At 36.4% G+C, this 23187-nt stretch carries 20 protein-coding genes; 14 read left to right on the top strand and 6 right to left on the bottom strand.

Annotated features, from left to right (window positions below):
* Positions 1-515: 515 nt before the first annotated feature.
* The 9 genes from ACQKNC_RS11745 (at position 516) to ACQKNC_RS11705 (ending at position 10542) form a co-directional block, all read left to right on the top strand.
* Positions 516-2879 carry a penicillin acylase family protein gene (locus ACQKNC_RS11745; RefSeq protein ID WP_427425030.1) on the top strand — a complete coding sequence of 788 codons (2364 nt, stop codon included), beginning with the start codon at positions 516-518 and terminating at the stop codon, positions 2877-2879.
* A 553-nt stretch (positions 2880-3432) separates the two neighbouring features.
* Positions 3433-3804 (top strand): ArsR/SmtB family transcription factor, encoded by a 372-nt coding sequence (locus ACQKNC_RS11740; protein WP_427425029.1) that lies wholly within the window; start codon positions 3433-3435, stop codon positions 3802-3804.
* The gene (locus ACQKNC_RS11735; RefSeq protein WP_427425028.1) at positions 3785-5908 is read left to right on the top strand and encodes a heavy metal translocating P-type ATPase; all 2124 of its coding nucleotides are present in this window, start codon (positions 3785-3787) and stop codon (positions 5906-5908) included. The genes ACQKNC_RS11740 and ACQKNC_RS11735 overlap by 20 nt, the downstream gene beginning before the upstream one ends.
* Before the next feature lie 170 nt (positions 5909-6078).
* Entirely contained in the window at positions 6079-6378 is a 300-nt protein-coding gene (locus tag ACQKNC_RS11730; protein WP_427425027.1) for a late competence development ComFB family protein, read from the top strand.
* A 313-nt stretch (positions 6379-6691) separates the two neighbouring features.
* Positions 6692-7111 (top strand): transcriptional regulator MntR, encoded by a 420-nt coding sequence (mntR, locus tag ACQKNC_RS11725; RefSeq protein WP_427425026.1) that lies wholly within the window; start codon positions 6692-6694, stop codon positions 7109-7111.
* A 123-nt stretch (positions 7112-7234) separates the two neighbouring features.
* A complete protein-coding gene (locus ACQKNC_RS11720; protein WP_427425025.1) occupies positions 7235-8092 on the top strand; it encodes a CvfB family protein in 858 nt (285 codons plus the stop codon).
* Positions 8093-8267: 175 nt separating this feature from the next.
* On the top strand, positions 8268-9182 hold the full coding sequence (locus ACQKNC_RS11715; RefSeq protein WP_427425024.1) for a DUF1002 domain-containing protein: 915 nt from the start codon (positions 8268-8270) through the stop codon (positions 9180-9182).
* Positions 9183-9322: 140 nt separating this feature from the next.
* On the top strand, positions 9323-9604 hold the full coding sequence (locus tag ACQKNC_RS11710) for a GNAT family N-acetyltransferase (protein ID WP_427425023.1): 282 nt from the start codon (positions 9323-9325) through the stop codon (positions 9602-9604).
* Positions 9605-10233: 629 nt separating this feature from the next.
* A complete protein-coding gene (locus ACQKNC_RS11705) occupies positions 10234-10542 on the top strand; it encodes a hypothetical protein (protein ID WP_427425022.1) in 309 nt (102 codons plus the stop codon).
* A gap of 14 nt (positions 10543-10556) precedes the next feature.
* Here ACQKNC_RS11705 and ACQKNC_RS11700 read toward each other — a convergent pair whose 3' ends face one another.
* The 3 genes from ACQKNC_RS11700 to ACQKNC_RS11690 form a co-directional block, all read right to left on the bottom strand.
* Complete coding sequence (locus ACQKNC_RS11700; RefSeq protein WP_427425021.1) at positions 10557-11699, bottom strand: MFS transporter; 1143 nt, start codon at positions 11697-11699, stop codon at positions 10557-10559.
* Positions 11700-11802: 103 nt separating this feature from the next.
* A complete protein-coding gene (locus ACQKNC_RS11695) occupies positions 11803-13323 on the bottom strand; it encodes a succinate CoA transferase (RefSeq protein ID WP_427425020.1) in 1521 nt (506 codons plus the stop codon).
* A gap of 524 nt (positions 13324-13847) precedes the next feature.
* Complete coding sequence (locus ACQKNC_RS11690) at positions 13848-14498, bottom strand: LytTR family DNA-binding domain-containing protein (RefSeq protein WP_049663393.1); 651 nt, start codon at positions 14496-14498, stop codon at positions 13848-13850.
* A 507-nt stretch (positions 14499-15005) separates the two neighbouring features.
* Here ACQKNC_RS11690 and ACQKNC_RS11685 point away from each other — a divergent pair.
* The 4 genes from ACQKNC_RS11685 (at position 15006) to ACQKNC_RS11670 (ending at position 18321) form a co-directional block, all read left to right on the top strand.
* Positions 15006-15800, top strand: coding sequence for a helix-turn-helix transcriptional regulator (locus ACQKNC_RS11685; RefSeq protein WP_053481947.1), 795 nt, complete (start codon positions 15006-15008; stop codon positions 15798-15800).
* A gap of 187 nt (positions 15801-15987) precedes the next feature.
* Positions 15988-16749, top strand: coding sequence for a membrane protein insertase YidC (yidC, locus tag ACQKNC_RS11680; RefSeq protein WP_427425019.1), 762 nt, complete (start codon positions 15988-15990; stop codon positions 16747-16749).
* 54 nt (positions 16750-16803) lie between these two features.
* Positions 16804-17052, top strand: coding sequence for a hypothetical protein (locus ACQKNC_RS11675; RefSeq protein WP_427425018.1), 249 nt, complete (start codon positions 16804-16806; stop codon positions 17050-17052).
* Between the two features lie 492 nt (positions 17053-17544).
* Positions 17545-18321: a M15 family metallopeptidase gene (locus tag ACQKNC_RS11670; RefSeq protein ID WP_427425017.1), complete on the top strand. Its 777-nt coding sequence runs from the start codon at positions 17545-17547 to the stop codon at positions 18319-18321.
* Positions 18322-18378: 57 nt separating this feature from the next.
* Here ACQKNC_RS11670 and cls read toward each other — a convergent pair whose 3' ends face one another.
* The 3 genes from cls to ACQKNC_RS11655 form a co-directional block, all read right to left on the bottom strand.
* Entirely contained in the window at positions 18379-19836 is a 1458-nt protein-coding gene (gene cls, locus ACQKNC_RS11665) for a cardiolipin synthase (protein WP_427425016.1), read from the bottom strand.
* 219 nt (positions 19837-20055) lie between these two features.
* The gene (locus ACQKNC_RS11660; protein WP_427425015.1) at positions 20056-20847 is read right to left on the bottom strand and encodes a YwqG family protein; all 792 of its coding nucleotides are present in this window, start codon (positions 20845-20847) and stop codon (positions 20056-20058) included.
* 98 nt (positions 20848-20945) lie between these two features.
* Positions 20946-22106, bottom strand: coding sequence for an MFS transporter (locus ACQKNC_RS11655; RefSeq protein ID WP_427425014.1), 1161 nt, complete (start codon positions 22104-22106; stop codon positions 20946-20948).
* Positions 22107-22934: 828 nt separating this feature from the next.
* Between ACQKNC_RS11655 and ACQKNC_RS11650 the strand changes: the two genes are divergently transcribed.
* Entirely contained in the window at positions 22935-23072 is a 138-nt protein-coding gene (locus tag ACQKNC_RS11650; RefSeq protein ID WP_166672133.1) for an Lmo0850 family protein, read from the top strand.
* Positions 23073-23187 lie beyond the last annotated feature (115 nt).

Below are 23187 nucleotides of genomic sequence, written 5' to 3'. Positions count from 1 at the left end.
TTCGCTCCGCTGCAGGGTCTCGGGCCAACAGATGTTTTTTGCGCGAAAGCGTAGTGTTAACGTAGCGGCAGCAGCACCGATGTTGGTCACGAAGGCGTTATCACAGGATGTGATGGTTTTAGCCTTCGTTCCTTTTTTTCGCTGATCCCCGAGGAGTCGCCCAGCCTCCACTCCAATCAACCTCTTCACATATCTTTTATCTTCTGGCACGATTGTCTAATTTTTAGTGATAGAACGAAACTTTTGCAACATAAATATTTTGTACGAAAGTGAAATGTAATGGAAGCATAGGTAGAGGAAGTGCGTTCGCAGCGAGGTTATTAGCCTGGAATGGAAACCATCCTTATCTATAACATTCACAAAGAGCCTCTTTAATATGACAATAGTTTTTCAACACCATAAAAAATCGTATTTTCTAAAAGGAAATACGATTTTTTTTATACTGCAAAGCAATAAACATTAAACTTCGAATCTTTAAAAGGTAAAAGAATATATTGCAAAAAGGGGGTTGAGATGTGAGAAAGTTTACATGGAAAAAGTGGCTACTAGCTATTGCAGGATTTTTAGCCATAGTAGCTCTTGTTGCATTTATCGGGTTTACATGGTTTATGAATAAATCAAAACCAGTAATTGATGGAGAGCTTTCGTTGAGCGTGCTAGATGAAGATGTAACTGTCACAAGGGATGACAAGGGAATCCCTCATATTTTTGCTAAGACAGATGCAGATTTGTATCGTGCGCAAGGCTATGTTCAAGCGCAAGATCGACTGTTTCAAATGGATTTAGCACGAAGACAGGCTAGCGGTCGTTTATCGGAAATAATCGGTGAGGCAACTATTGATACTGACAAACATTTCCGAACGTTTAGCTTGCGTGATGCAGCTGAAAAATCATTATCTACCTATGATGCAGAAAGTAGGCAGGTTCTTGAGTGGTTTGCAGATGGCGTCAATGCTTTTATTGCACAGGCAAAGAAAAATAATACATTAAGCTATGAATTTGCATTACTAGGCTACGAACCAGAGGAATGGTCCGTTGTAGACTCTCTTACTATTGGTAAATATATGGCCTATGACTTAGGGGGGAATTGGAATACGCTTGCTTTCCGGCATTGGGCTTTACAAAACTTTGATGAAGAAAAAGCAAAAGAATTATTTATAAAATATCCTGAAAACGCTTCATCTATAATAGAGGCAAATAAAGAAAATCCCGTAGCCGTGGCAGGGCATTTTAATGCAGATCTTTTGCCAAATGAATTTAACGGCAGTAATAACTGGGTAGTATCAGGGAAGAAAACAAAAAACGGTACGCCAATTTTATCGGATGATCCACATTTAGGATTAAGTACACCTTCAATTTGGTATCAAATGCACCTACAATCGCCTGAGCAAAATGTTAGTGGCGTAATCTTTGCAGGTATTCCAGGTATTATTTTAGGCCACAACGATAACATTGCATGGGGGGTAACGAATGTTGGACCTGATGTACAGGATTTATATATTGAAATACCAAATCCGAATAATCCAACGCAGTTCCGCTATGATGGCAATTGGGAGCAAGCAAAGGTACGTGATGAACCGATTAAGGTAAAGGATGGAGAAACGGTAGATTTTGAAGTCGTTGTCACACGTCATGGTCCAATCATGACAGATTTAGCTTTTAAAGATACTAAGCCTACAGCACAATTTTCGATGCAGTGGACGGCACTGCAACCAACGACAGAGCTACGTGCTGTACTAGGCTTTAATAAGGCAAAATCCTGGAATGAATTTGACAAAGCGTTAGAGGATTTTAAAGCACCAGCTCAAAACTTTGTTTTTGCATCAAAGGATGGCACGATTGCTTATAAAGCGAATGGTCAAATACCGATTCGAAAACAAGGAGACGGACAATTACCAGTACCAGGTGATTCTAGTGAATATGGGTGGGACGGTTTTATCCCGTGGAATGAGCTACCGACTGTAGTAAACCCAGATGAAGGCTTTATTGCAACAGCGAATAATGAAGTTATTGGAGAAGAATATCCTTATCATATAACAGATTTCTGGGCTCAGCCGTATCGTTTTGAACGAATTAAGGAAGTTCTAAAGGCCAATGATTCTTTAACTGTGGAAGACATGATGAATTTACAAATGGATCAGCATAACCTATATGCCCGTGAGTTTTTACCATACTTATTAACATCGATAAAAGCACAAGATCGGGATGGAAAATATAAAGATGTTATTAATTTATTAGAGAATTGGGATATGGTAGATGCAAAGGATTCAGGGGCGCCATTAGTGTTCCATACATTGATGGAAAAGTTACAGGAAGTTTTATTTAAAGATCAGATGCCAGAAGATATGTATGAATTAATGTATGGGAAATTTAATATTACAGACCAGCTTTTACGTACAGCTTATGAAGGTAAGAAGAGCATATGGATTGAGGAGCAGGGTGGAGTCGATGTAACAGTTTACAAGGCGTTAGAGCTCACTGTGGACCAAATAGAAGATCAATTCGGTAAAAACGTATCGAAATGGAAATGGGGTAACTTCCATCAACTTACCTTTGATCATACATTAGGTAAAGCTTCGCCAATTCTTGCGGCATACTTTAATGCTAAGAAGGTTCCTATTGGTGGTTCGAAGGTTACTGTTCAGGCTGCTGATAATGATCTAGCTGGAAACGTTAATCACGGAGCATCATGGCGCTTTGTTGTAGATGTTGGTGATTTAAGCTCAGCCTATCATATCGTTGGTCCTGGACAGAGCGGACATGTAAAATCTGCTTGGTATCAAGATCAAGTAATGGATTGGGCTAATGGAGATTATCATCAAACGTTTGTGAGAAAAGAAGATATTAAAGGTAAAACGTTGCTATTAAAAGCACAGTAGGAAGAGATGCTATAAGAATCTATAGGGTTTTATATTAAGAAAACATGGTTTCTCAGCAAAGCGAGGGGTTGATTTCCGTTCCGACTGAGCGCTTTTATCGCTGCCGCTTCGCTTTCGCACAGAGCAAAACTTCCTGGGGTGTCCGATGAGCCGCTTGGGCCAACAGATGTCTTTTGCGCTGAAGCGAAGCGGCAGCGGCACCGATGTTGGTCACGAAGGCGTTATCACAGGATGTGATGGTTTTAGCCTTCGTTCCTCTATTGCTGATCCCCAAGGAGTCGCTCAGTTTCCACTCCAATCAACCTTTTAGCATGCCTTATTAAACTCCACTTTGTTTAATATGTCACCATAATTTCTTTATCACAACAATATGCCAAAGCTATCACATTGAAGTGATAGCTTTTTTACTTTTATATTTATGTGTTAGCAATTTAAATAAAGTAATTTTTAAATTTGTGATATAAATCATTTACATTCAAATATTAGTTTGAATATGATGGAATATTATGTTATAGTGAAAACAATCAAACAAACATTTGAATGAGGTGAGGAAATGCCAAAAGAAGTATGCGAAATAACACAAGTCCATGAAGAAGCGGTCATTAAGATACAACGACAAATGCCAGATCTATCAGGGGTAGCAAAATTTTTAAAGGCATTATCTGATGAAACAAGACTTAAAATTGCGTATTCCTTAACGGTCGAGGATGAATTGTGTGTTTGCGATGTTGCCTCTATTATCGGATCGTCAGTAGCAACAGCGTCGCATCATTTACGTTATTTGAAAGATAATAATTTAGCGAAGTCATATCGCAAAGGAAAGCAAATGTACTACTCTTTAGCTGATGAGCATGTGTATCAAATTGTAACGGTTGCCTACGAACATGTGAAAGAGGGGATTGGAAATGGCAGCGATACCAAATAAACAAGAATATAGGCTACAAAACTTATCCTGTGCCAGCTGTGCAGCAAAGTTCGAAAAAAATGTGAAGGCTATTCCAGAGGTCCAGGAAGCACAAGTGAATTTTGGTGCTTCTAAAATAACAGTCGTTGGTAACATTGACGTTGATCAACTTGAAGAAGCAGGTGCCTTCGACGGCATAAAAGTATCCCAATCAACTGCAAGAACAATTGAAAAATCAACACCTTTTTATCGAAAAACAGAAAATATATTAGCTGGAATCTCTTTGTTATTCGTAGTGCTTGGATATGTGTTTGGAGCAATGCGTAGTGAAACTGATCCGCTAACTATTGGGATGTTTATTATCGCGATTCTAGTTGGGGGGATTGGAATTTTTAAAACAGGCTTCCGCAATCTAGCACGCTTTGAATTTGATATGAAGACGCTGATGACCATTGCAGTAATAGGTGCAGCCATTATAGGAGAATGGGAAGAAGCGGCCGTTGTTGTCTTTTTATTCGCAGTAAGTGAAGCGCTTGAAGCATATTCAATGGATAAGGCTCGTCAATCGATTCGTCAGCTAATGGATATAGCTCCACCTACAGCAACGATAAAACGTGCACATGGTGAGCATTTCCATGAGATGGAATTGCCAACGGAAGAAATTGAGATTGGTGATATTTTAATCGTTAAACCAGGTCAGAAAATTGCTATGGACGGAATTGTAGTCAGTGGATTGTCAGCGGTGAATCAGGCGGCGATTACAGGTGAATCAATTCCGGTTAGTAAAACAATCGATGACGAAGTATTTGCGGGGACTCTGAATGAAGAAGGTGCTCTAGAGGTTCGTGTGACAAAACGAGTAGAGGACACAACAATTGCAAAAATCATACATCTTGTTGAAGAAGCACAGGCAGAAAAAGCACCTTCACAGCAGTTCGTAGATCGCTTTGCGAAATACTACACACCTGCAATTATGGTTATTGCTTTACTTGTAGCGGTTATACCACCTTTATTCATAGGTGATTGGCAACATTGGATTTATCAAGGATTAGCAGTCCTTGTTGTAGGTTGTCCATGTGCACTAGTCGTTTCTACTCCAGTTGCTATTGTTACAGCCATTGGGAATGCAGCTAGACAGGGTGTTCTTATTAAAGGCGGCATTCATTTAGAGCAGCTTGGTCATATTGAAGCAATAGCATTTGATAAGACAGGTACACTGACAAAAGGTCAACCTGCTGTAACAGATATTTTTACATCGAAAGAGATGTCTGAGGATTATGTTTTACAGCTAGTAGCAGCAGTTGAAAAACAATCGCAACATCCATTAGCAAAAGCTATTTTACAGGCATTGCATAATAAAAATTTAACAGAGCTTATACCAACAGACTTTCAATCCGTAACAGGCAAGGGTGCCTATGCAACGGTAGATGGTCAAACAATCTATGTAGGGAGCTTAAAATGGATTGCTACATTAACGACTGTTGATGAAATGATAAAAGAACAGGTTAAAAAACTTCAAAAACAGGGTAAAACAGTTGTAGCAGCTGTTAGTAATGATCAGTTTATTGGGATGATTGGTATTGCTGATCAATTACGACAAGAAAGTAAAGATGTCCTGAATAAATTAAATGGTCTAAAAGTGAAGCATAAAGTTATGCTAACGGGTGATGCAGAACCAACAGCACAGGCAATTGCAACTTCTTTAAATATGACAGATGTAAGGGCAAGTTTATTACCAGCAGAAAAATTAATGGCCATTAAAGAATTACGTGAACAGTTTGGCGCAGTGGCAATGGTAGGAGATGGTGTCAATGATGCACCTGCACTTGCCTCAGCTAATGTTGGTATTGCAATGGGAGGTGCTGGCACTGATGCAGCACTGGAAACTGCGGATATCGCATTAATGGGTGATGATTTAACGAAGCTTCCTTATACAATTGGCTTAAGTAGAAAAACATTACGCATCATAAAAGAGAACATTATATTTGCCCTAGCCCTAAAATTAGTTGCCCTGTTACTCGTTATCCCAGGGTGGCTAACATTATGGATTGCAATCTTTGCAGATATGGGTGCTACATTACTAGTTGTGCTTAACTCATTACGATTAATCAAAACTAAGAAATAGTGAATAAGATATAATCCAGTGGTAGCTTGTAGGAAAATAATCACTCTAAGGAGCTAGTGATATTTATTGATATAGATGCTACTAGTGATTCTTGAAAAAAAACTTTGTTAACGCTATTATGGTTTCAGGAATAATGTAACAATTAAATATAAATGAGGCGAAGGTTTGAAATGTCAGATCCTATTTTAGTAAATGTTACAGAGGAAATTGTGCGTGGTTTAGTAAGTTTTCTACTACGAGGACCGGAATATCAAACATTTTGTAAATGTGAAGTCTGTGAACTTGACGCAGTGGCACTTACACTGAATGCATTGCCTAGTAAGTATGTTACATCTATGGAATCCCGAGATGAGGCATTTAAAGTGATGAATACTCCTGAAAATATCGAACGAATCAATAAAGAGATTATTCATGCATTACATGTGGTAAATAAGTATCCTCGACATAAGGCGGAGCCAACTTCTATATGAAGTTGGCTCTTCATGTTTTTGAAAAACAAAATGGTCAAGGAAATCTGAGTGAATGATGTGATGCATTAAATGAGGTTGATTTCCGTTCCAGGCACGGAAATCAACCCCTCGGTTTGCCAAAGACAATACTTTATTTAAAGATACCTCAATTTCATTGACATAAATATTCTAACTATATGGGGGTCAACATATGAAGTAGGTTCTTTTTAAGGTGCATATGTGTTGTTTTTCTGGCATATGTATTTTCAGTTAACTTTTAAGGCAAGCTTGTAGTAAACTAGAGAGTAAGAAAAGGAAAGAGAGGGAATAGGATATGCCAACACCTAGTATGGAGGACCATATCGAACAAATATATTTATTAATCAATAATAAAGGGTATGCTCGTGTGTCTGACATTGCTGAAGCATTATCTGTTCTTCCTTCTTCTGTTACAAAAATGGTTCAAAAATTAGATAAAGATGGTTATTTAGTTTATGAAAAATACCGTGGCCTTACATTGACACCTAAAGGGGAAAAGCTTGGAAAACGTCTTGTACAGCGTCATGAGCTTCTAGAGCAATTTTTGCGAATCATTGGTGTAGATGAAGAGCGAATTTACAATGATGTAGAAGGAATTGAACATCATTTAAGTTGGAATTCAATCGATCGAATTGCGGATCTTGTACAGGTAATGGAAGAAAATCCGGACATCGCGAAAAAACTAGAGGCATCTAAAACACATCATAATTTCTAACTTGGTTTCACAGATGTTTTTGTAGCGAAAGCTATAGAAGTTAATGCCTCCGGACGCAATTATGCCGAGGCATAATTGATAAGTTTTTTGCGAAAATGATGGTATGAGGGAAAGGAAGACAATATGAACGAATTAAAATCAGGTGAAGTTGTTACGTTAACTGTATTGGAGCAACAAACATCGAAATGGATCTTAACAAATGGAGTTGACGAACTACCTTTAAATGCTTCAGAGGTAACAGAGCCACTTGCAGTAGGTGATCGCCTTGAAGTATTTTTATTTGCAGATCGTCGTGGTGATTTAGCGGCTACGACAGCTATCCCATCTTTCGTACAAGGTGAATACGGTTGGGCTCGTGTCCTAAAAGTAGTTGAGCGTGAAGGGGCTTTTGTAGATATCGGTACTTCACGTGAGGTGCTAGTAAAAGCGGAAGATTTACCTGCAATAACAGAGCTTTGGCCAGCACCGGGTGACCATTTATTTATGACATTACGCACAGACCGCAATGGTGATTTATTTGGACGTTTAGCAACTGAAGAAAAAATTTCGGAATTGTATGAAGGTGCATTTGAAGAAATGCACAATAAAAACATTAATGCACGTCCATATCGTTTATTACCAGTTGGCTCATTTTTATTAGGTGTAGAAAACCCTTACCGTATTTTTGTCCATCAATCAGAGCTTATTGCAGAGCCTCGTCTTGGACAAGACGTAGTTGTTCGTATTATTGATGTAAAAGATGATGGTTCAATGAATGGTTCACTTTTACCACGTAAGCATGAGCGCATTTCAGGTGATGCACAAAAAATTTTAAATTATCTACAAGAGGTAGGGGGCAAAATGCCGTTTGGCGATAAATCCTCACCTGATGAAGTTCAAGAAATGTTTAAAATGAGTAAAGGTGCATTTAAACGAGCTTTAGGTACACTTATGAAAGCTGGTAAGGTGAAACAGCAAGACGGTTGGACAGAGGAAATTTAAGGCATGAGAAGCCACGAATAGATGGAGATTCTAAAGAGTGGTGTCTACGGCCAGAATAAAAGAAATGACGAGAGAAAACATTGAAACTTTCTCGTCTTTTTTTCGTACTAATTACTGTATAATGGAATAATTTATACAGGCCAAATGAGTTTTCTAACGAAAGGGGTCACACAATTTGAAAAAAAAGTGGATGAAAATATTAACAGCGACTATGTTAGTATTTGGCGTGATGGCACCAGCAACAGGTTTTGCAGCTGATAATACGCCACCTAAAGCAATTGATGAAAAACTAGGGGTACCGATCGTCGTATATGGTGCAAACTTATCTGAGGCTGAAAAAGAGTCTGTTAAAAAGTCATTAAAAGTGAACGAAGAGCCTGAAGTTGAAGAAATAACAGTTTCAGGTCAAGACTTAGCTAAATATATTAAAGATAGTAATTCAAGCTCTCGTATGTATTCTTCTGCCAAAATTACGCGCAAGAATGCAGGAGAAGGCTTAGTTATTGAAATTGTTACACCTTCAAATATTACACAGGTAACTTCTGAAATGTATGCAAATGCAATGCTAACAGCAGGTATTGAAGATGCTACAGTACAGGTGGCTGCACCTAAAGCAGTAACAGGTCATTCAGCGCTTGTCGGAATATATAAAGCTTACGAAGTAACAACAGGTGAAAAGCTTGATACTGATCGTACAGATGTTGCAAATGACGAACTATCAGTAGCAACTACTCTAACGCAATCGGCAGGCGTGGACGATGCCAAGGTTGCGGAATTACTAACAGAAATCAAAAAACAAATTGCAGAATCAAAGCCAGCAACTCGAGAAGATGTTGAAAAGATTGTGCAAGAGCAATTAAACAAGCTTGAAATTAATTTAAGTGACAAGGATCGTCAATTGCTAGTTGATTTGATGAACAAAATTAGTAAATTAGATATTGATTTTAGTAAATGGTCTAAACAATTAGATGATATTAGCAGTACGATTAAAGAAAAATTCGGATCACTAATGGAAGATACAGGATTCTGGGCGAGTGTGAAAAATTTCTTTGCTAATTTAAAAGATACAATTGCATCATGGTTTAATTAAATTCATAGAAAAGAATCTGCAACACTTTCTCCTGATTGTTAGAGGAAAGTGAGCGGATTTTTTTATTTTTTTCGTGCTACCCACCATCTTTGTAAAAATGTAAATAGCTATGTTACTATGATAAAAAGGAGTGGTGAGAAATGGAATTTCGATTACAACAGCTAACAAGAAATAAGCGCGCTTTTGTCTATGAGCAAGATGGGGAAAGATTAGCGGAAATTACATGGCAGCAAGATGGCCAAGTAATGGTAATGGATCACACATATGTATCAGATAAGCTCCGTGGCCAAGGTATGGCCAAAAAATTGTTAGATCATGCCGCCGCTTATGCACGTGAGCAAGGTTATAAAATGGAAGCTGTTTGTTCGTATGTAGTAGCAGCATTTGAAAAATCTAATGTTTATGATGATGTAAAACAATAAAAATAAGGCAATCTGCTTGTTAGATAAGCGGATTGCCTTTTAACTTTTTTGGTAAATGTTTGTAAAAACATTTACTGAAAGAAGTTAAAACCTTCGGACGCAATGATGTCGAGGCATCATTGATTTTTTGCAAATCATCTATGCTACTCATTACAGTAAAACACTATAAATTAGTGCTGTTAAGAGGCCAGCTCCACCTACTAATGAAACCATGTCTATCCAATCATATACTGAGTCTAAATCTTTCATAAAAAACACACTCCTAATATTAGTATTTATTCATTAATTCCCTTTGCTTGTCCTTTATAGTCATAAATAGTTACAAAAATATCGTTATTTACCAAAATTAACTATATAAATGGCATTTATCAAATGTTATTCCTAACTTTTGCTGATAAGTAAGAAATAGATACGTGCAATAAATTTTAGTAGGAGGATCATTAACTATGTCTTGGAAAAAAACAGACGTACTATGAATTTTGTTTATATGATGGAGGCGAAGGGTTATAGATGAATTCTTTCTTTTTATATATGCTGTAACGTATATAAAAATTATGTTTAGTCCTCTAAAAATAGGGAAAGATATTATACAGGGCCAGTTTCTATATTTTTTTTGGGAGGGATTTATAATGGCAAAACGTAAAGGAACAGGTGTTGTGATAGTAGGATTAACTTTAGCAGCATCTTATTTAAGTAAAAAAGAAAACCGTGATAAAGCATTTAGTATGTTCAATAGTGCAAAATCTAAATTAGCATCATATTTGAATACAACGAATATGGATATGCACGAAAACATTTCAGAGCGTATAACTACTGAAGTAGCGACAGAAGCTGGAACTTCTCCAACAAAAATAGCTTCAAATGAAATGGTTGCTGAAGGCGGAGGACATACAAGTATCCATTACTATCATGAAGAAATTCATGAAAAAAAGAATTAATAAAAAAAACCTTCTCATTTTACGTGAGAAGGTCTTTTTTGTGTACATATGATGATAGTTGCAAATACCAACAATACAATTCCGGTAAATATAAAGCCGCTGACAATACCTAGTGAGAGCCATCCGAGCAATGAGGAACCTAGGACAACTCCTAGAGAGAAGAAGGCATAAAAATAACCATAGGCTTTTCCACGAATTTCAGCAGTCGTAGAGTCGATTAAAAGTGAATTTACTGATGGGAATAAGAAGCCAAACCCGATACCATAGCAGGCCATTGCAATATAAAGTAACGTACTTGAATCTGCCTGACTAATTAATAATTGACTTATCCCCATTAAACCTATACCAAGCGATAATGTTTTAATTGGAGCAACCTTATCGAAAATACGGTTAGTCGGCAAAATAAATACGAGTACAGCAATAATTCCAAATGTACTCATTAAAGTCCCACTTAAACGTGAATCAAAGCCTAAAGATTGTACTTTTAGTGGAAGGAGATAGGCGATAACCCCTTGAGAAAACATTAAAAAGAATGCACTAGAGAAGGCTTTTGATGTACCTGAATTAAATAGTACATGAATAGGAATGTTTATAGTTGGCGCAGATTTTTCTTTTTTTACTTGATTTGATTTTAGTAAAAAGAAGGAAAGTATCCCCAACAAGAGCATAAAGCTTGCTGTTATATTAAAAACGAATGGTACGCTAGTACGACTCGCTAAAATTCCACTAAATGCAGGTCCGATTATTGCGGCGGTACCAACAAACGCTCCAGATATAGCACTGCCCTTACCTCTTTTTTCTTGCTCAGTTGCATTTGCTAAAAATGTGAAAGCAGCAGGAACGATAAAGCCCGCAACTAATCCATGTAAAAAGCGGACTATCAATAGAACAATAGGATCTTCTACTAAATTATAAAGTGATAGTGAAAGACCTGTCGTTAAAAGACCTAAGATTAAAATAACGAATGGTCCCTTACGATCTGTTAAAAAACCAGAGATAATATTACCAAATGTATTGGAAAGGGAATACATACCTACAGCTAGTCCAGTAATGAAGGCTGATGCCCCTAAGGATTCAGCATATGTACTCATGATAGGAAGTTGGGTAAATAGGTCGAAAAATGAAAAGAATATAATCAAATAAATAAGTTTCTTCATAGCTCCTCCGATAGAATGAATATCACTCTTATTATACCATTTCGACAAAATAAGAACGCTTCATAAGTTTTTCAACTTATGAAGCGTTCCTGAATGATGAAAATTAAGCTTTAGCAACTTCTTTTTTCATTGTTTTGTTTTTAGCAAGATTTACGTGCCAAGAAAGTGCTTCCTCTAAAATATGAGGTGTTTGATGGCCGCCAGTTGCTTCTAGCGCACGGTTATAGTAATCCCAAAGTTGTTCTTTGTAATCTGGGTGTGCACAGTTTTCGATAATTAAAGGTACACGCTCTTGTGGTGCAAGACCACGTAAATCAGCAATACCTTGCTCAGTTACGATTACATCAACATCATGTTCAGTGTGGTCTACGTGAGAAACCATTGGCACGATTGAAGAGATAGCGCCGCCTTTTGCGTATGATTTAGTAACGAAAATACCTAGACGTGCGTTACGTGCAAAGTCACCTGAACCACCGATACCGTTCATCATACGAGTACCTGATACGTGTGTTGAGTTTACGTTGCCATAGATATCTAATTCAAGAGCAGTGTTGATTGAGATTAGACCCAAACGACGGATAAGCTCTGGGTGGTTAGAAATTTCTTGTGGACGTAAGCAAATTTTATCAGCGTATTTCTCTAGGTTGCCATATACTTTTTTCTGTAATTCTTCAGTCAGTGTAATTGAAGTAGCTGCTGCAAATTTAACTTTACCAGCATCAATTAAGTTGAATACAGCATCTTGAAGTACTTCAGAAGCAACAACCAAATCTTCAAATTCTGAATTTGCGAAGCCGTCAAGTACAGCGTTTGCAACAGAACCTACACCAGATTGTAATGGCATTAATTGTTTTGTTAAGCGACCAGCTTTAATTTCATCGCTGAAGAAGTCTAATAAAATGTTCGCCATTGTTTGAGTTTCTTCATCTGGCGGTACGATTAATGAAGGAGCATCTGGCTCTTCAGAAATAACAATCGCTTTAATTTTAGCTGGATCTACTTTAATACCGATGTCACCAATGCGTTGCATAGCATCAGTCATTGGGATTGCTTCACGTTGACCTTGCTCACCTGGTACATAGATATCGTGGATACCTATTAAAGCTTCTGGATGAGAGATATTTAATTCGACAATAATATTTTCAGCGTAATCAGCGAAGATTGGTGAGTTACCTACAGAATTTGTTGGGATAATAAGTCCATCTTCTGTAATAGCAACAGCTTCAAGAATTAAATATTTAATTGGTCCAATAATTCCTTGACGAACTAATTCAGCGTTATGTGAAAGATGAGCGTCTACATATAGGACATCACCAGTGTTAATTAAATTACGGATCGTTGCATCTCCTTGGAATGGTCCACGTTTGCGGATAACACCAGCATCAGCTAAGTATTTATCAACTTCAGGTCCTAAAGAAGCCCCTGTATATACATCGATTTTGAATTTTTCGTTTTTAGCGCGCTCAACTAATGCCATAGGAACCACTTTTGCGTCCCCTGCACGAGTGAATCCACTCATACCAACTACATCACCGTTAGAGATAAGCGCTGCAGCTTCTTCAGCAGTAACAATTTTACTTTCAAGTTCTTTTAAGCCTAGGCGTTTTTGAACATTTGCATCCATTAAAAAATCCTCCCCTAAAAAGTTTGATGGAAACCGATTACAAAACTAGAAAAAACGTGTAAGAATTTTCTGTTTATTCAGTTGTAGTATGACTCCAACCATTTGAATAATACTATCACCAAATTGTCACAAAAACTTTAGAAATAGCATTAAAATGAGTAAAAACAGGAAAAATGAGCATAAAATTGAATTTTCGACAGAGAAAACGTTTTAATGTAGAGCTACTAAGGAAATATTCTAAAAATAAAATAATAAACAACAGTATGAGGGGTTGATTTCCGTTCCGACTGTGCGCGTCCAATGAGCTTTAACCAATAGCATACCAAACTGGGATGATGAGCATTTAAAAGTAATGTTTCAATAAGTAAAAAGAGGCGGGGACAGAACTCGTTTATTTTGAAAAATAGCGAAAAGAGATAATAACTTTTCCGCTTCATCAAAGTGAATTTTCCCATTTAAAATCAAAAAAATGTTAGACCATCTTGGTCTAACATTTTTCTTTTTGTCCCAGCCTCTTTAGAAAATTAGAAACCTAAAGAACGACGGAAGTAACTTGCGTAGCGTTGGCTAACAGGAATACGAGTACCGTCTTTCATGATTAACAAAAACGTTGAATGTGAATCTGGTTGAATTTCATCAATGTAGTCAATGTTAACGATATAAGAACGGTGACAACGTATAAATGAGTCAGGTGCTAAAAATAGCTCAAGATCACTTAGGTTTAAGCGGTGATAACCTTCACGACTCATTGTTTTAACAAATGTTTTTCTAAGCTGTGTCTCAAGATAAATGACTTGATCATGCTTGATTGGGTACCAGCAATCATCAATTTTTATTGTAATGTAGTTCGTTAAAAATGCTGATGGCTTCTGTGGGAAGATAGCAGTGATAGCCCCCTTAGTTTCACCCTCTTCCATTAAAGGAATACTCATACCGTAATAGGCTACTCCAAATACATCAGGCTCAATGTAAGAGCTTATCTTTTGCCCATAATTTAACGCTTTATGAGCCGCTGAACCTTCTTTAATTGGGTCACCAGGTTTGATTTTTAAATCAACTTTTTTGCTTGCTTGGTAGTATAGATATTCGTTTGTATCGGAAATTGCAATGGAAGTATTCTCTGGGAAGAACTCCTTAATAATCTCCATAATTTCTTCTATTTGTTTTGGATCCACTATTAACACCTCGTCTAAACTTTTAAAAATAGTATTATCATCTATTTTACTACATATTCGTATAAATTATATAGAGAAGATTTCGGAATAAAATAGAGAAATGTCGATTGATGAAATATATAGGTGCAAAACAACTTACATAATCTGTAATGTATTTTAAATAATTACTAATTTATTTTGGTATGTATATGGTAAAATTTAATTGTATAAAAAAGAGTTTGCAAGGTTTCTACTATGTATATATGATAAATTAGAACTAGTGTGAAAGACAAAATGTGGTTGAAAGGAAATCGCAGAATATGGTAAAATTCACTGTATAGTCTAATTTTTTTCGTAACTGGTGGTTTAGTTAGGTTATTTTGAAGTTATATTTCAATAAAAAATTGTGAAATAGGACTCAATTCATACAATAGATAAGGAGATACTATTTTCTTATTTGAAATAAGTAGATTGATGTCAAAAATTATAAGAGTGATTCGTGCAATCTGAGGAAAGATGGGGAAGATTATGCAACTACATCAACATTCTATGTCAGAAACGATATCTAAAAGATACTTTCAAGAAATCGATAGTATTAACCAATACATCGGTGTAGAAGAATTTTTTAATATTGAGTCGAAATTAATATTTGAAATTTACCATTTAGAATCTGCAAAGGCTAAGAAATCTTTGCATGAATTAATTGATATTCTTTCAATACGTTTTGGCAAACAAGTCATTAAAATTGTTCGAAGTTATTTTTCTGTTTTGTCGTCAATTGTTGCGCGTAAATTGCTAGACAATCAAGTACCTTCGAAGAAAGCGTTTGCTTTTAATATTGCTTGTAATGATATGATTGAAAATCAGATGAAAGACGCAGAATTTTTACAATTTGCTGATGATTTAATTGATTTCTTTGTCTATTTTATAGCAGATCGCAAGCAACCGACTTTCCGTCATCAGACTGTTAATAAAGTAATTATGTATATAAATGATGAATTGGAAAATGACTTAACAGTGGAAAGCATCGCAAATAACTTCCATATAAGTACTAGTCACTTATCACGTATTTTTAGAGAACATGTGGGTATTACACTAGTTGAATATCTAAATGTTCGTCGAGTAGAAGAGTCACAGTACTACCTTAGACATACTAATAAAAGTATTACTTCTATTTCAGATCAATTCCATTTCTGTAACCAAAGCTATTTTACCCGCATCTTTAAAAAATATACTGGGGTAACGCCCAAACATTTCCGAGATGAGCTACACCATGAGTTTTATCGTTTTGAGATGGCGGAATCAGAGCTTCAAAACGTTTAAGGCGAGATAGATTTAGTAGTTATTCATCATGAGTAATAATAAGATTAATAAATAGATGCGGACATATTAGCGATGCTAAAGCTCGCATCTTTTTTATGCTATGGAATTAGTAGCACTTGCTATTTGATAAAAATAGACCCTATAATGTATACTTCACTTTAGTTGATAAATAATAGTAGGTGGAAAAATGAAAAATTTGAAGCTGTTTTCAATGCTAGGACTTGTCGTTTTTGTTCTTAGTGGTTGTCAAGCTGTGCAAAACAAAGAAGGTTTTTTCTATAGTATCTTTGTAAAACCAATGGAATTTTTATTAGAATTTTTCGGTAACACTATTTTTTCAGGTAGCTATGGTTTAGCAATCATCGCTATTACGGTTCTTGTTCGTTTAATTTTAATGCCGATTATGTTAAAAAATTATCGTTCGCAACAAAAGATGAAAATGAAAATGGATGCGTTTAAGCCTGAAATGGAAGCTGTTCAGAAAAAGATGAAGGAAGCAAAGACAAAAGAAGAACAAACGCAATACCAACAAGAGATGATGGCATTATATCAAAAACATGGTATTAATCCACTCAACATGGGCTGTTTACCAATGTTAATTCAAATGCCAATTATCATGGGTCTTTATTTCTCCATTTTATATTCTACAGATGTGAAAGCACATGAATTTTTATGGTTTAGCTTAGGCTCACCTGATATTGCTATGACAATTGTTGCAGGTCTTGTGTATTTAATTCAAGCACGTGTATCTTTATGGACAGTACCAGAGCAACAAAAAGCACAAATGAAAATGTTTATTTATATTTCACCAATTATGATTGTCTTTATCTCGATGTCATCTATGGCAGCCTTACCACTTTACTGGTCAGTCAGCGGTGCATTGTTGATTATTCAAACATATATCGGTCGAAAATTTTATTCGGAGCATCCGGAAAAAGTAAACTCATAAAATATTTTAAGTCGAGGCGCTGTGTAGCCTCGATTTTTTTAGGAGGACAGCAAGATGAACATAAAGTGGCTATCATCTATTCTAGTCGCGATCTTTAGTATTGCAGCTATTGTATTTATTATCATGGGTAATTTTAATTTTGCGGTATTGGCAATGACTATTATGTTTGCCGTATCGAATGGTTTTAGGGCAAAAAGTTTTAAAGAGCAAGGTTATGTAAAAGAGTCAAAATGGATGAAGTACATGGCAATCTTTTTCTCGATTGCTTCTATAGTAGTGCTTATAATTATTCTCACAGACTAACAGACTAATTTTAAAATCAAAGGTGAAAACTTACACCCTAAATTGTGAACAGTGCTAAAATGAGATTATACCAATATAGTGGATCATCACCAAAACGTGTGGTTGATTTCCGTTCCCACTGGGCGCTTTTATCGCTGCCGCTTCGCTTTCGCGCAGAGCAGAGCTTCCTGGGGGCGTCCGATGAGCCGCTTCACTCGCGATGCTCGCTCCAGGGTCTCGGGCCAACACGATGTTGGTCACGAAGGCGTTATCACAGGACGTGATGGTTTTAGCCTTCGTTCCTATATCGCTAATCCCCAAGGAGTCGCCAGTCTCCACTCCAATCAACTTATTCACATAGTAGACGTTTTAACAAACGTATCCATAACTTTGGGTGATGATCTAATATAGTACAAAATAGTATCGGTATTTACTAGGACTATTCTTTCTAAATTCTTTAAAAGAGGATACTTACCATGTAGTACTGGATAACTTTAAAAGGGGTAAAAAATAGTGAAAAAGAAACGTTTTCCATTCATCCTTGGTGCTTTAATTTCAGTAGCGCTTATAGTCTCTATTTTCGTAGTTTATAACTATAAAAATAAACAGGTAAGTAATGCATCAGATGAACATGAACAACAAACAGCAGAACCAACTAAAAAAGATTCTCCTGCAAAAGAAGAGCCGAAAAAAACAGTTGATAATCCTGTGAAGCCAGAGCAAAAGACTGATGAAAACGGCTATGTACCAAATCAAACATTGCCAACTGAGCCGACATATATTAAAGGTATTTTATTAGCGAATAAAATATATCCGCTACCATCTACCTTTGCGCCTGAAGAAAATCCAGAGGCACGTCAAGCTCTAAATAAAATGTTTGCTGCAGCAAAACAACAAGGTTTTGATTTAGTAGCCTTTAGCGGTTATCGATCTTTTGAATATCAAACAACATTATATAATAACTATGCTAAACGTGATGGGCATGCTGCGGCTGATCGGTATAGTGCACGTCCAGGTTATTCAGAGCATCAAACAGGTTTGGCCTTTGATATAGGGGAGCGCGGCAAAGATAATTTATGGCTAACTGAAGAATTCGGTGAAACACCAGCAGGACAATGGCTATTTGCACATGCTCAAGACTACGGCTTTATTTTACGATTCCCCCAAAATAAAGAAGACATCACTGGTTATATGTATGAGTCATGGCATTACCGTTATGTTGGTGTAGACGTAGCAAAAGACATTAAAAATCAAAATATAACGCTAGAAGAATATTTAGGTGTGAAATAATAAAAGGGAAGAGAGCTGTTCGTAATTAATGAACGAGCTCTCTCCCTTTTTTACATTTTACAAGATAGGTGTTAATAAGCGTGAAATGGATTCTTTAAATTTAATTAGTGTAGAGCGGTTTTTGTACATTTCCCATGTTAATTCAGTACAATCAAAAATATCCTTTTCAAACAGCTCAGCAAGCTGATGTGAAATTGTCGAGTCATAAATGAAGGCATTTACTTCAAAATTTAAACTGAAACTTCGTACATCAAGGTTGGCAGTTCCGACTGTAGATGCTTCATCGTCAATAATAATTGCTTTAGCATGAATAAAGCCCTTTTCATAAATATAAACTTTTGCTCCTGCACGCAATAATTGCCCTACGTATGAGTATGTAGCCCAATAAACAAACATATGGTCAGGCTTATTTGGAATCATGATCCTTACGTCAATGCCTGAAAGCGTCGCAATTTTAATAGCATCTAAAAAACTAACATCTGGTATGAAATATGGCGTTTGGATATATATATATTTTTTCGCCATATTAATAAGCTTTAAATAACCAATTTTAATTTGTTCCCATTCAGAGTCAGGTCCGCTAGACACGATTTGTAAGCCTACATTGCCTTTTTTCGGAATAGCAGGGAAGTAACGATCCGAATAACCCATTTTCTGGTGTTCGCAAGCTTGATTCCAATCGAGTAAAAAGCGTGTTTGTAATGGATGTACGGCACTACCTTCAATACGTAAATGTGTATCTCTCCAATAGCCAAACTTCTTTTGTAGGCCAAGGTATTCATCCCCGACGTTAAAGCCACCGATATAACCAATACGGCCATCAATCACAACGATTTTCCGGTGATTTCTAAAATTTAAACGAGGGTTTATAAGTGGTAAAGTGGATGGGAAAAATACTTCAACTTCACCACCTGAATTAAGCAGTTCCTTGAAATGGCGTTTTTTAACGTTACGTGAGCCCATTTCATCATATAAGATTCTTACCTTAACTCCTTGCTTTGCTTTTTTTATAAGTTTATTAATAATGCGTGTGCCTAAGTCATCGAGACGGAAAATATAATATTGAATGTGAATATGATCTTTTGCTGTCTCAATATCTTTTAGAAGCTGCTCAAATTTATCTGCACCATCATCAAAAATATCAATGTGGTTGTCCTGCGTTAATACAGCATTATTTGTTCTAAGATGCATATATATCATTTCTTTATAATTTTCCGCATTTTCTATACGAAACTCGAACGTATCATCTCGGATCGCTTCTGTCTGATAGCTAATGAGGTTATCAATACCAATATCCTTGCTTCCTTCCCAACGGAATAAATGTTTTTTTCGTAGCTGTCGTCCGAGCAGCAAGTATAAAATAAACCCACCTAATGGAATGAAAAATAGTACAAGAATCCATGCCCATGTAGAAGTGGCATCTTTACGCTCTAAGAAAATTATGACCATTGCTGCTAAAATATTAATAAACATAATAAAAGGTACTAGAAATCCAACTTCTGTAAAAATACTCATTCCTACACCTGCCTTTACTATATTTTTGCAATATATTTAGTATAGCTTACTTTATATGTGGAAAGAAGATATGAAATTTGTTAGTAAGCATGGAAAAGGATTACCTCCAAAACTAGAACGAGGTAATCCGGAATCAATTTTGCCTTCTCGTAATTATGTGTAGCTGACGCTTCGCTTTCGCTACACATAACATAACATTTACTGAATGAAGATAAATGATTAGTAATGCTCCCATTGAAATAAAATATCAGAAAAATCTCTTTGAAGAAGCTTTTCTCGGTTAATAAAAAATTTCCCAACTCCACTATCTGCCCACATAATACCGATTTCATCATTAGAGTCGATTTGGAGTAATAGTACATCATATCGTTTTAGGAGATGAGATTCTTGACGGATATCCTCCTCTAAAAAATAGGCATACCCGCCAATTTTAGCTCCAGCCCCTAAGAAGTGTTGTAGATAAATCTCCTGTAAATCAACATCTTCTAGTGAAGGAATTAAGTTTGGTAAGTAATGTATCGCACGATAATCTAAAGCAGAGACAGGTTCTTGGATTGGTTGAAATTGTAATGCTAACTCCTGATGAATTGGGAACCAATCATCTGCTGCGTGTGCTAAAAATTCCTGTCTAGGGACTGTAGCTTCAAAATTTTCGGTAGGATAAAAACGTACTTTATAAAATTGCTGGAAAATATCCTCATGATAATGATCGGCATTCATGAAAATATTAGATGATATAAAAAATTGCAGAATACCCTGTGATGGGAAATCTTTTAGTGGTGGCATTTCTGCAAAGTTAATTTGAGCTAATAGTCGCATAGACTCACCTGTAATATCTTTTGGATATGCCTGGTGAAAGGGTAAATAAGGTTCCCCAGCAAATTTACTTTCTGTTAACGTAGTTGAACGCTTATACGGGGTGATAATCATTGCTGAAATTAGTGTATCTTCAATTTCAAAACGAAACGATTCTAGCTCTTTTGGAAGTAAAAGATTTGTTGTTTTGTTCATGCAGAGCCCTCCAATATTCCGCTTTAAGCAGTCAAATATTCCTTGACGTTTTCTATATACTTCGAATTACTATTAAGTTACGGCTTTTTATCAGCAAATTATTCAAGTCGTAAAGATTTATTTGATGTTTTAAAAATATATATTAAACTTATTGAAACGACGGCTATTGCTGCTGAAGTATAATAGCCTAAACTAGATTGCATTGTAAATAGCCAAGTAAAGAATAGTGGACCAAGAATGCGTCCTAGGTTATCCATTGAGTAGGAAAGGCCCGCAGCAGTTCCGTATTGACCACCAGATTCTTTAGAGGAAAGAGATACGACGCATGTTCTTGCTAGTGCATTTCCGGCTGTAAAAACACAAAGGGCAAAACCTGCTGTAAATAAGTTAGCTGTTAAAGTGAATAAAAGCATACCCACAGCTGTGACAATTTGTGCACCTATTAACCAAGTTGTCTCACTTCCATTTTTAATACGTCTAACAACACCGCCTTGAATAGCTGCATCTACAAAGCCACTAAACATAAACAAATAACCAATTTGTAATGGTGTAATTTGAATTCGTTCTATCTGGAACAGCTGGAACGTGGCTTCTACTCCTGCCAGCATAAAAGTCACTAAAAATGAGAACATAAATAAATAACGCACACGGTACTGCAGCATTTTAGCAGCACCCTTTGGTACAATTGCACGTTTATTTGTATCTTTTCGTTTTGTAGGTTCTTTTAAAACGAAACTAGCATAAATAAATAATAGTGCAATTAGTGTTGCAGAAGCGACAAATGGCAATTGAAGGCTATAGTGTCCGAGCATACCACCAATTGCTGGACCGAAAATAAAACCGAGCCCGATGGACATGCCCATGAGACCCATATATTTATTGCGATCCTCCTCACTTGACATATCTCCTATAAAGCCTGTTACAGCTGTATATAGTGCGCCCGAGAATAAACCACCCACAACACGTGAAATGTATAGAATTGCTAAATTATCAATAAATAAAGAGAAAATAACAAAGCTTAAGCTAAAACCAACTAGGCCCATTAATATAAGTTGCTTACGGCCAACCTTATCGGACAGCATACCCCAAAGTGGTGCAGTGAAAAAGCTTGCAAGCGAGTACGCTGTTAGTAAGCCACCTACGTGTATATCATCCCAATTTTGCTGAACTATAACTTCCGGTAAGACAGGTATAATAATCCCAAATCCTAGGTAGACGAGGAATTGAACAGACATTAATAATAGAATCGCCTTTTTCATACAGTTCCCTACTTTCATACGATATTTTAGTATGTATATTCTACCTCTCTTGTTCTTGCTATTACAAGAAGATGGAAGATAAAATAATTTAATTGGTTAATGCTCATTATTAAAAGTAGGGGATGTCATTTGTTGAAACGTATGTTGGGCGAATTCTTGGGGATAGTCTCATACATTAAGAGCTTGGAGTGAGTACAGTAGAGGAGCGAGGCTAAAACCTTCTAGCCCTAAAAGAATGTATAAAAAACTGCAGATTGTTAATAATGGAGTTATATTGACACTAAAAATTAATGACGAGTTTTAAAGTACCAAATTTGTTCATTCCATTTTTTAATTTTTTGTATCGATTGTAGCATAGTGTATTAATTTATTTCTGGGGTATACTACTAGAGGGTATATCGGTATTTTTTGTTTTTAAGTTTAATTATTTCTATTTGTGGTAAATGGTTATGGGGATGACAATTATTTAGCATGTTATAGTTGATTGGAGTGGAGACTGGGTGACTCCTTGGGGGATGAGACCCTGGAGCGAGCAAGTAGAGGAACGAAGGCTAAGAACATCACATCCTGTGATAACGCCTTCGTGACCAACATCGTGCTGGCCCAAGCGCCCAGTCGGAACGGAAATCAACCACTCGCTTTGAAAACAAGCTGGTAAACGGTTGGAAGAGGAAAAATTTACATTGTAACAAAAATGAAAAATTTAAATGTCAAGTTAAATGGTATGATAGAAAGTGATAAACTCGTCAGACATCGTACGTATGCAAAAATGAAACTTTTTTGGAAATAAAACGTTATAAAAATCGAGGAAAGATTGAGGTGGAATGTATGAAAAAAGAAGTAGATTTGAAAAAGATTGTTTCGAATTTATCTAAGTTGGGTGTAACAGCCACTGTAACAAAGTCTCGACTTGAACTTTTAAAAGTGCTCACACCACCAACGCAAACTCCGCAAGTTCAAGCTTAACTCGTTTTACAAATAAAAATGAGGCTGGGACATAACTAGCTTCAATTAGTGAGAAATCCGAATTTGAATTCATTCAAATTCGGATTTCTCTATTTTTTATGTTGTCTCCAGATAG

The organism is Lysinibacillus sp. NPDC094177, assembly GCF_050279145.1.
Lineage (GTDB): Bacteria > Bacillota > Bacilli > Bacillales_A > Planococcaceae > Lysinibacillus.
The sequence above is the reverse complement of the archived record's forward strand: the minus strand, read 5'-3'. Positions and strand labels throughout refer to the sequence as shown.

What these genes read in the sequence shown, in the direction of transcription:
- ACQKNC_RS11735 (WP_427425028.1), top strand. Translation starts at nt 3,785, where the DNA reads ATGGCAGCGATACCAAATAAACAAGAATATAGGCTACAAAACTTATCC.
- ACQKNC_RS11720 (WP_427425025.1), top strand. Translation starts at nt 7,235, where the DNA reads ATGAACGAATTAAAATCAGGTGAAGTTGTTACGTTAACTGTATTGGAG.
- ACQKNC_RS11700 (WP_427425021.1), bottom strand. Translation starts at nt 11,699, where the DNA reads ATGAAGAAACTTATTTATTTGATTATATTCTTTTCATTTTTCGACCTA.
- cls (WP_427425016.1), bottom strand. Translation starts at nt 19,836, where the DNA reads ATGAGTATTTTTACAGAAGTTGGATTTCTAGTACCTTTTATTATGTTT.
- yidC (WP_427425019.1), top strand. Translation starts at nt 15,988, where the DNA reads ATGAAAAATTTGAAGCTGTTTTCAATGCTAGGACTTGTCGTTTTTGTT.
- mntR (WP_427425026.1), top strand. Translation starts at nt 6,692, where the DNA reads ATGCCAACACCTAGTATGGAGGACCATATCGAACAAATATATTTATTA.
- ACQKNC_RS11705 (WP_427425022.1), top strand. Translation starts at nt 10,234, where the DNA reads ATGGCAAAACGTAAAGGAACAGGTGTTGTGATAGTAGGATTAACTTTA.
- ACQKNC_RS11730 (WP_427425027.1), top strand. Translation starts at nt 6,079, where the DNA reads ATGTCAGATCCTATTTTAGTAAATGTTACAGAGGAAATTGTGCGTGGT.
- ACQKNC_RS11685 (WP_053481947.1), top strand. Translation starts at nt 15,006, where the DNA reads ATGCAACTACATCAACATTCTATGTCAGAAACGATATCTAAAAGATAC.
- ACQKNC_RS11740 (WP_427425029.1), top strand. Translation starts at nt 3,433, where the DNA reads ATGCCAAAAGAAGTATGCGAAATAACACAAGTCCATGAAGAAGCGGTC.
- ACQKNC_RS11655 (WP_427425014.1), bottom strand. Translation starts at nt 22,106, where the DNA reads ATGAAAAAGGCGATTCTATTATTAATGTCTGTTCAATTCCTCGTCTAC.
- ACQKNC_RS11675 (WP_427425018.1), top strand. Translation starts at nt 16,804, where the DNA reads ATGAACATAAAGTGGCTATCATCTATTCTAGTCGCGATCTTTAGTATT.
- ACQKNC_RS11660 (WP_427425015.1), bottom strand. Translation starts at nt 20,847, where the DNA reads ATGAACAAAACAACAAATCTTTTACTTCCAAAAGAGCTAGAATCGTTT.
- ACQKNC_RS11695 (WP_427425020.1), bottom strand. Translation starts at nt 13,323, where the DNA reads ATGGATGCAAATGTTCAAAAACGCCTAGGCTTAAAAGAACTTGAAAGT.
- ACQKNC_RS11710 (WP_427425023.1), top strand. Translation starts at nt 9,323, where the DNA reads ATGGAATTTCGATTACAACAGCTAACAAGAAATAAGCGCGCTTTTGTC.
- ACQKNC_RS11650 (WP_166672133.1), top strand. Translation starts at nt 22,935, where the DNA reads ATGAAAAAAGAAGTAGATTTGAAAAAGATTGTTTCGAATTTATCTAAG.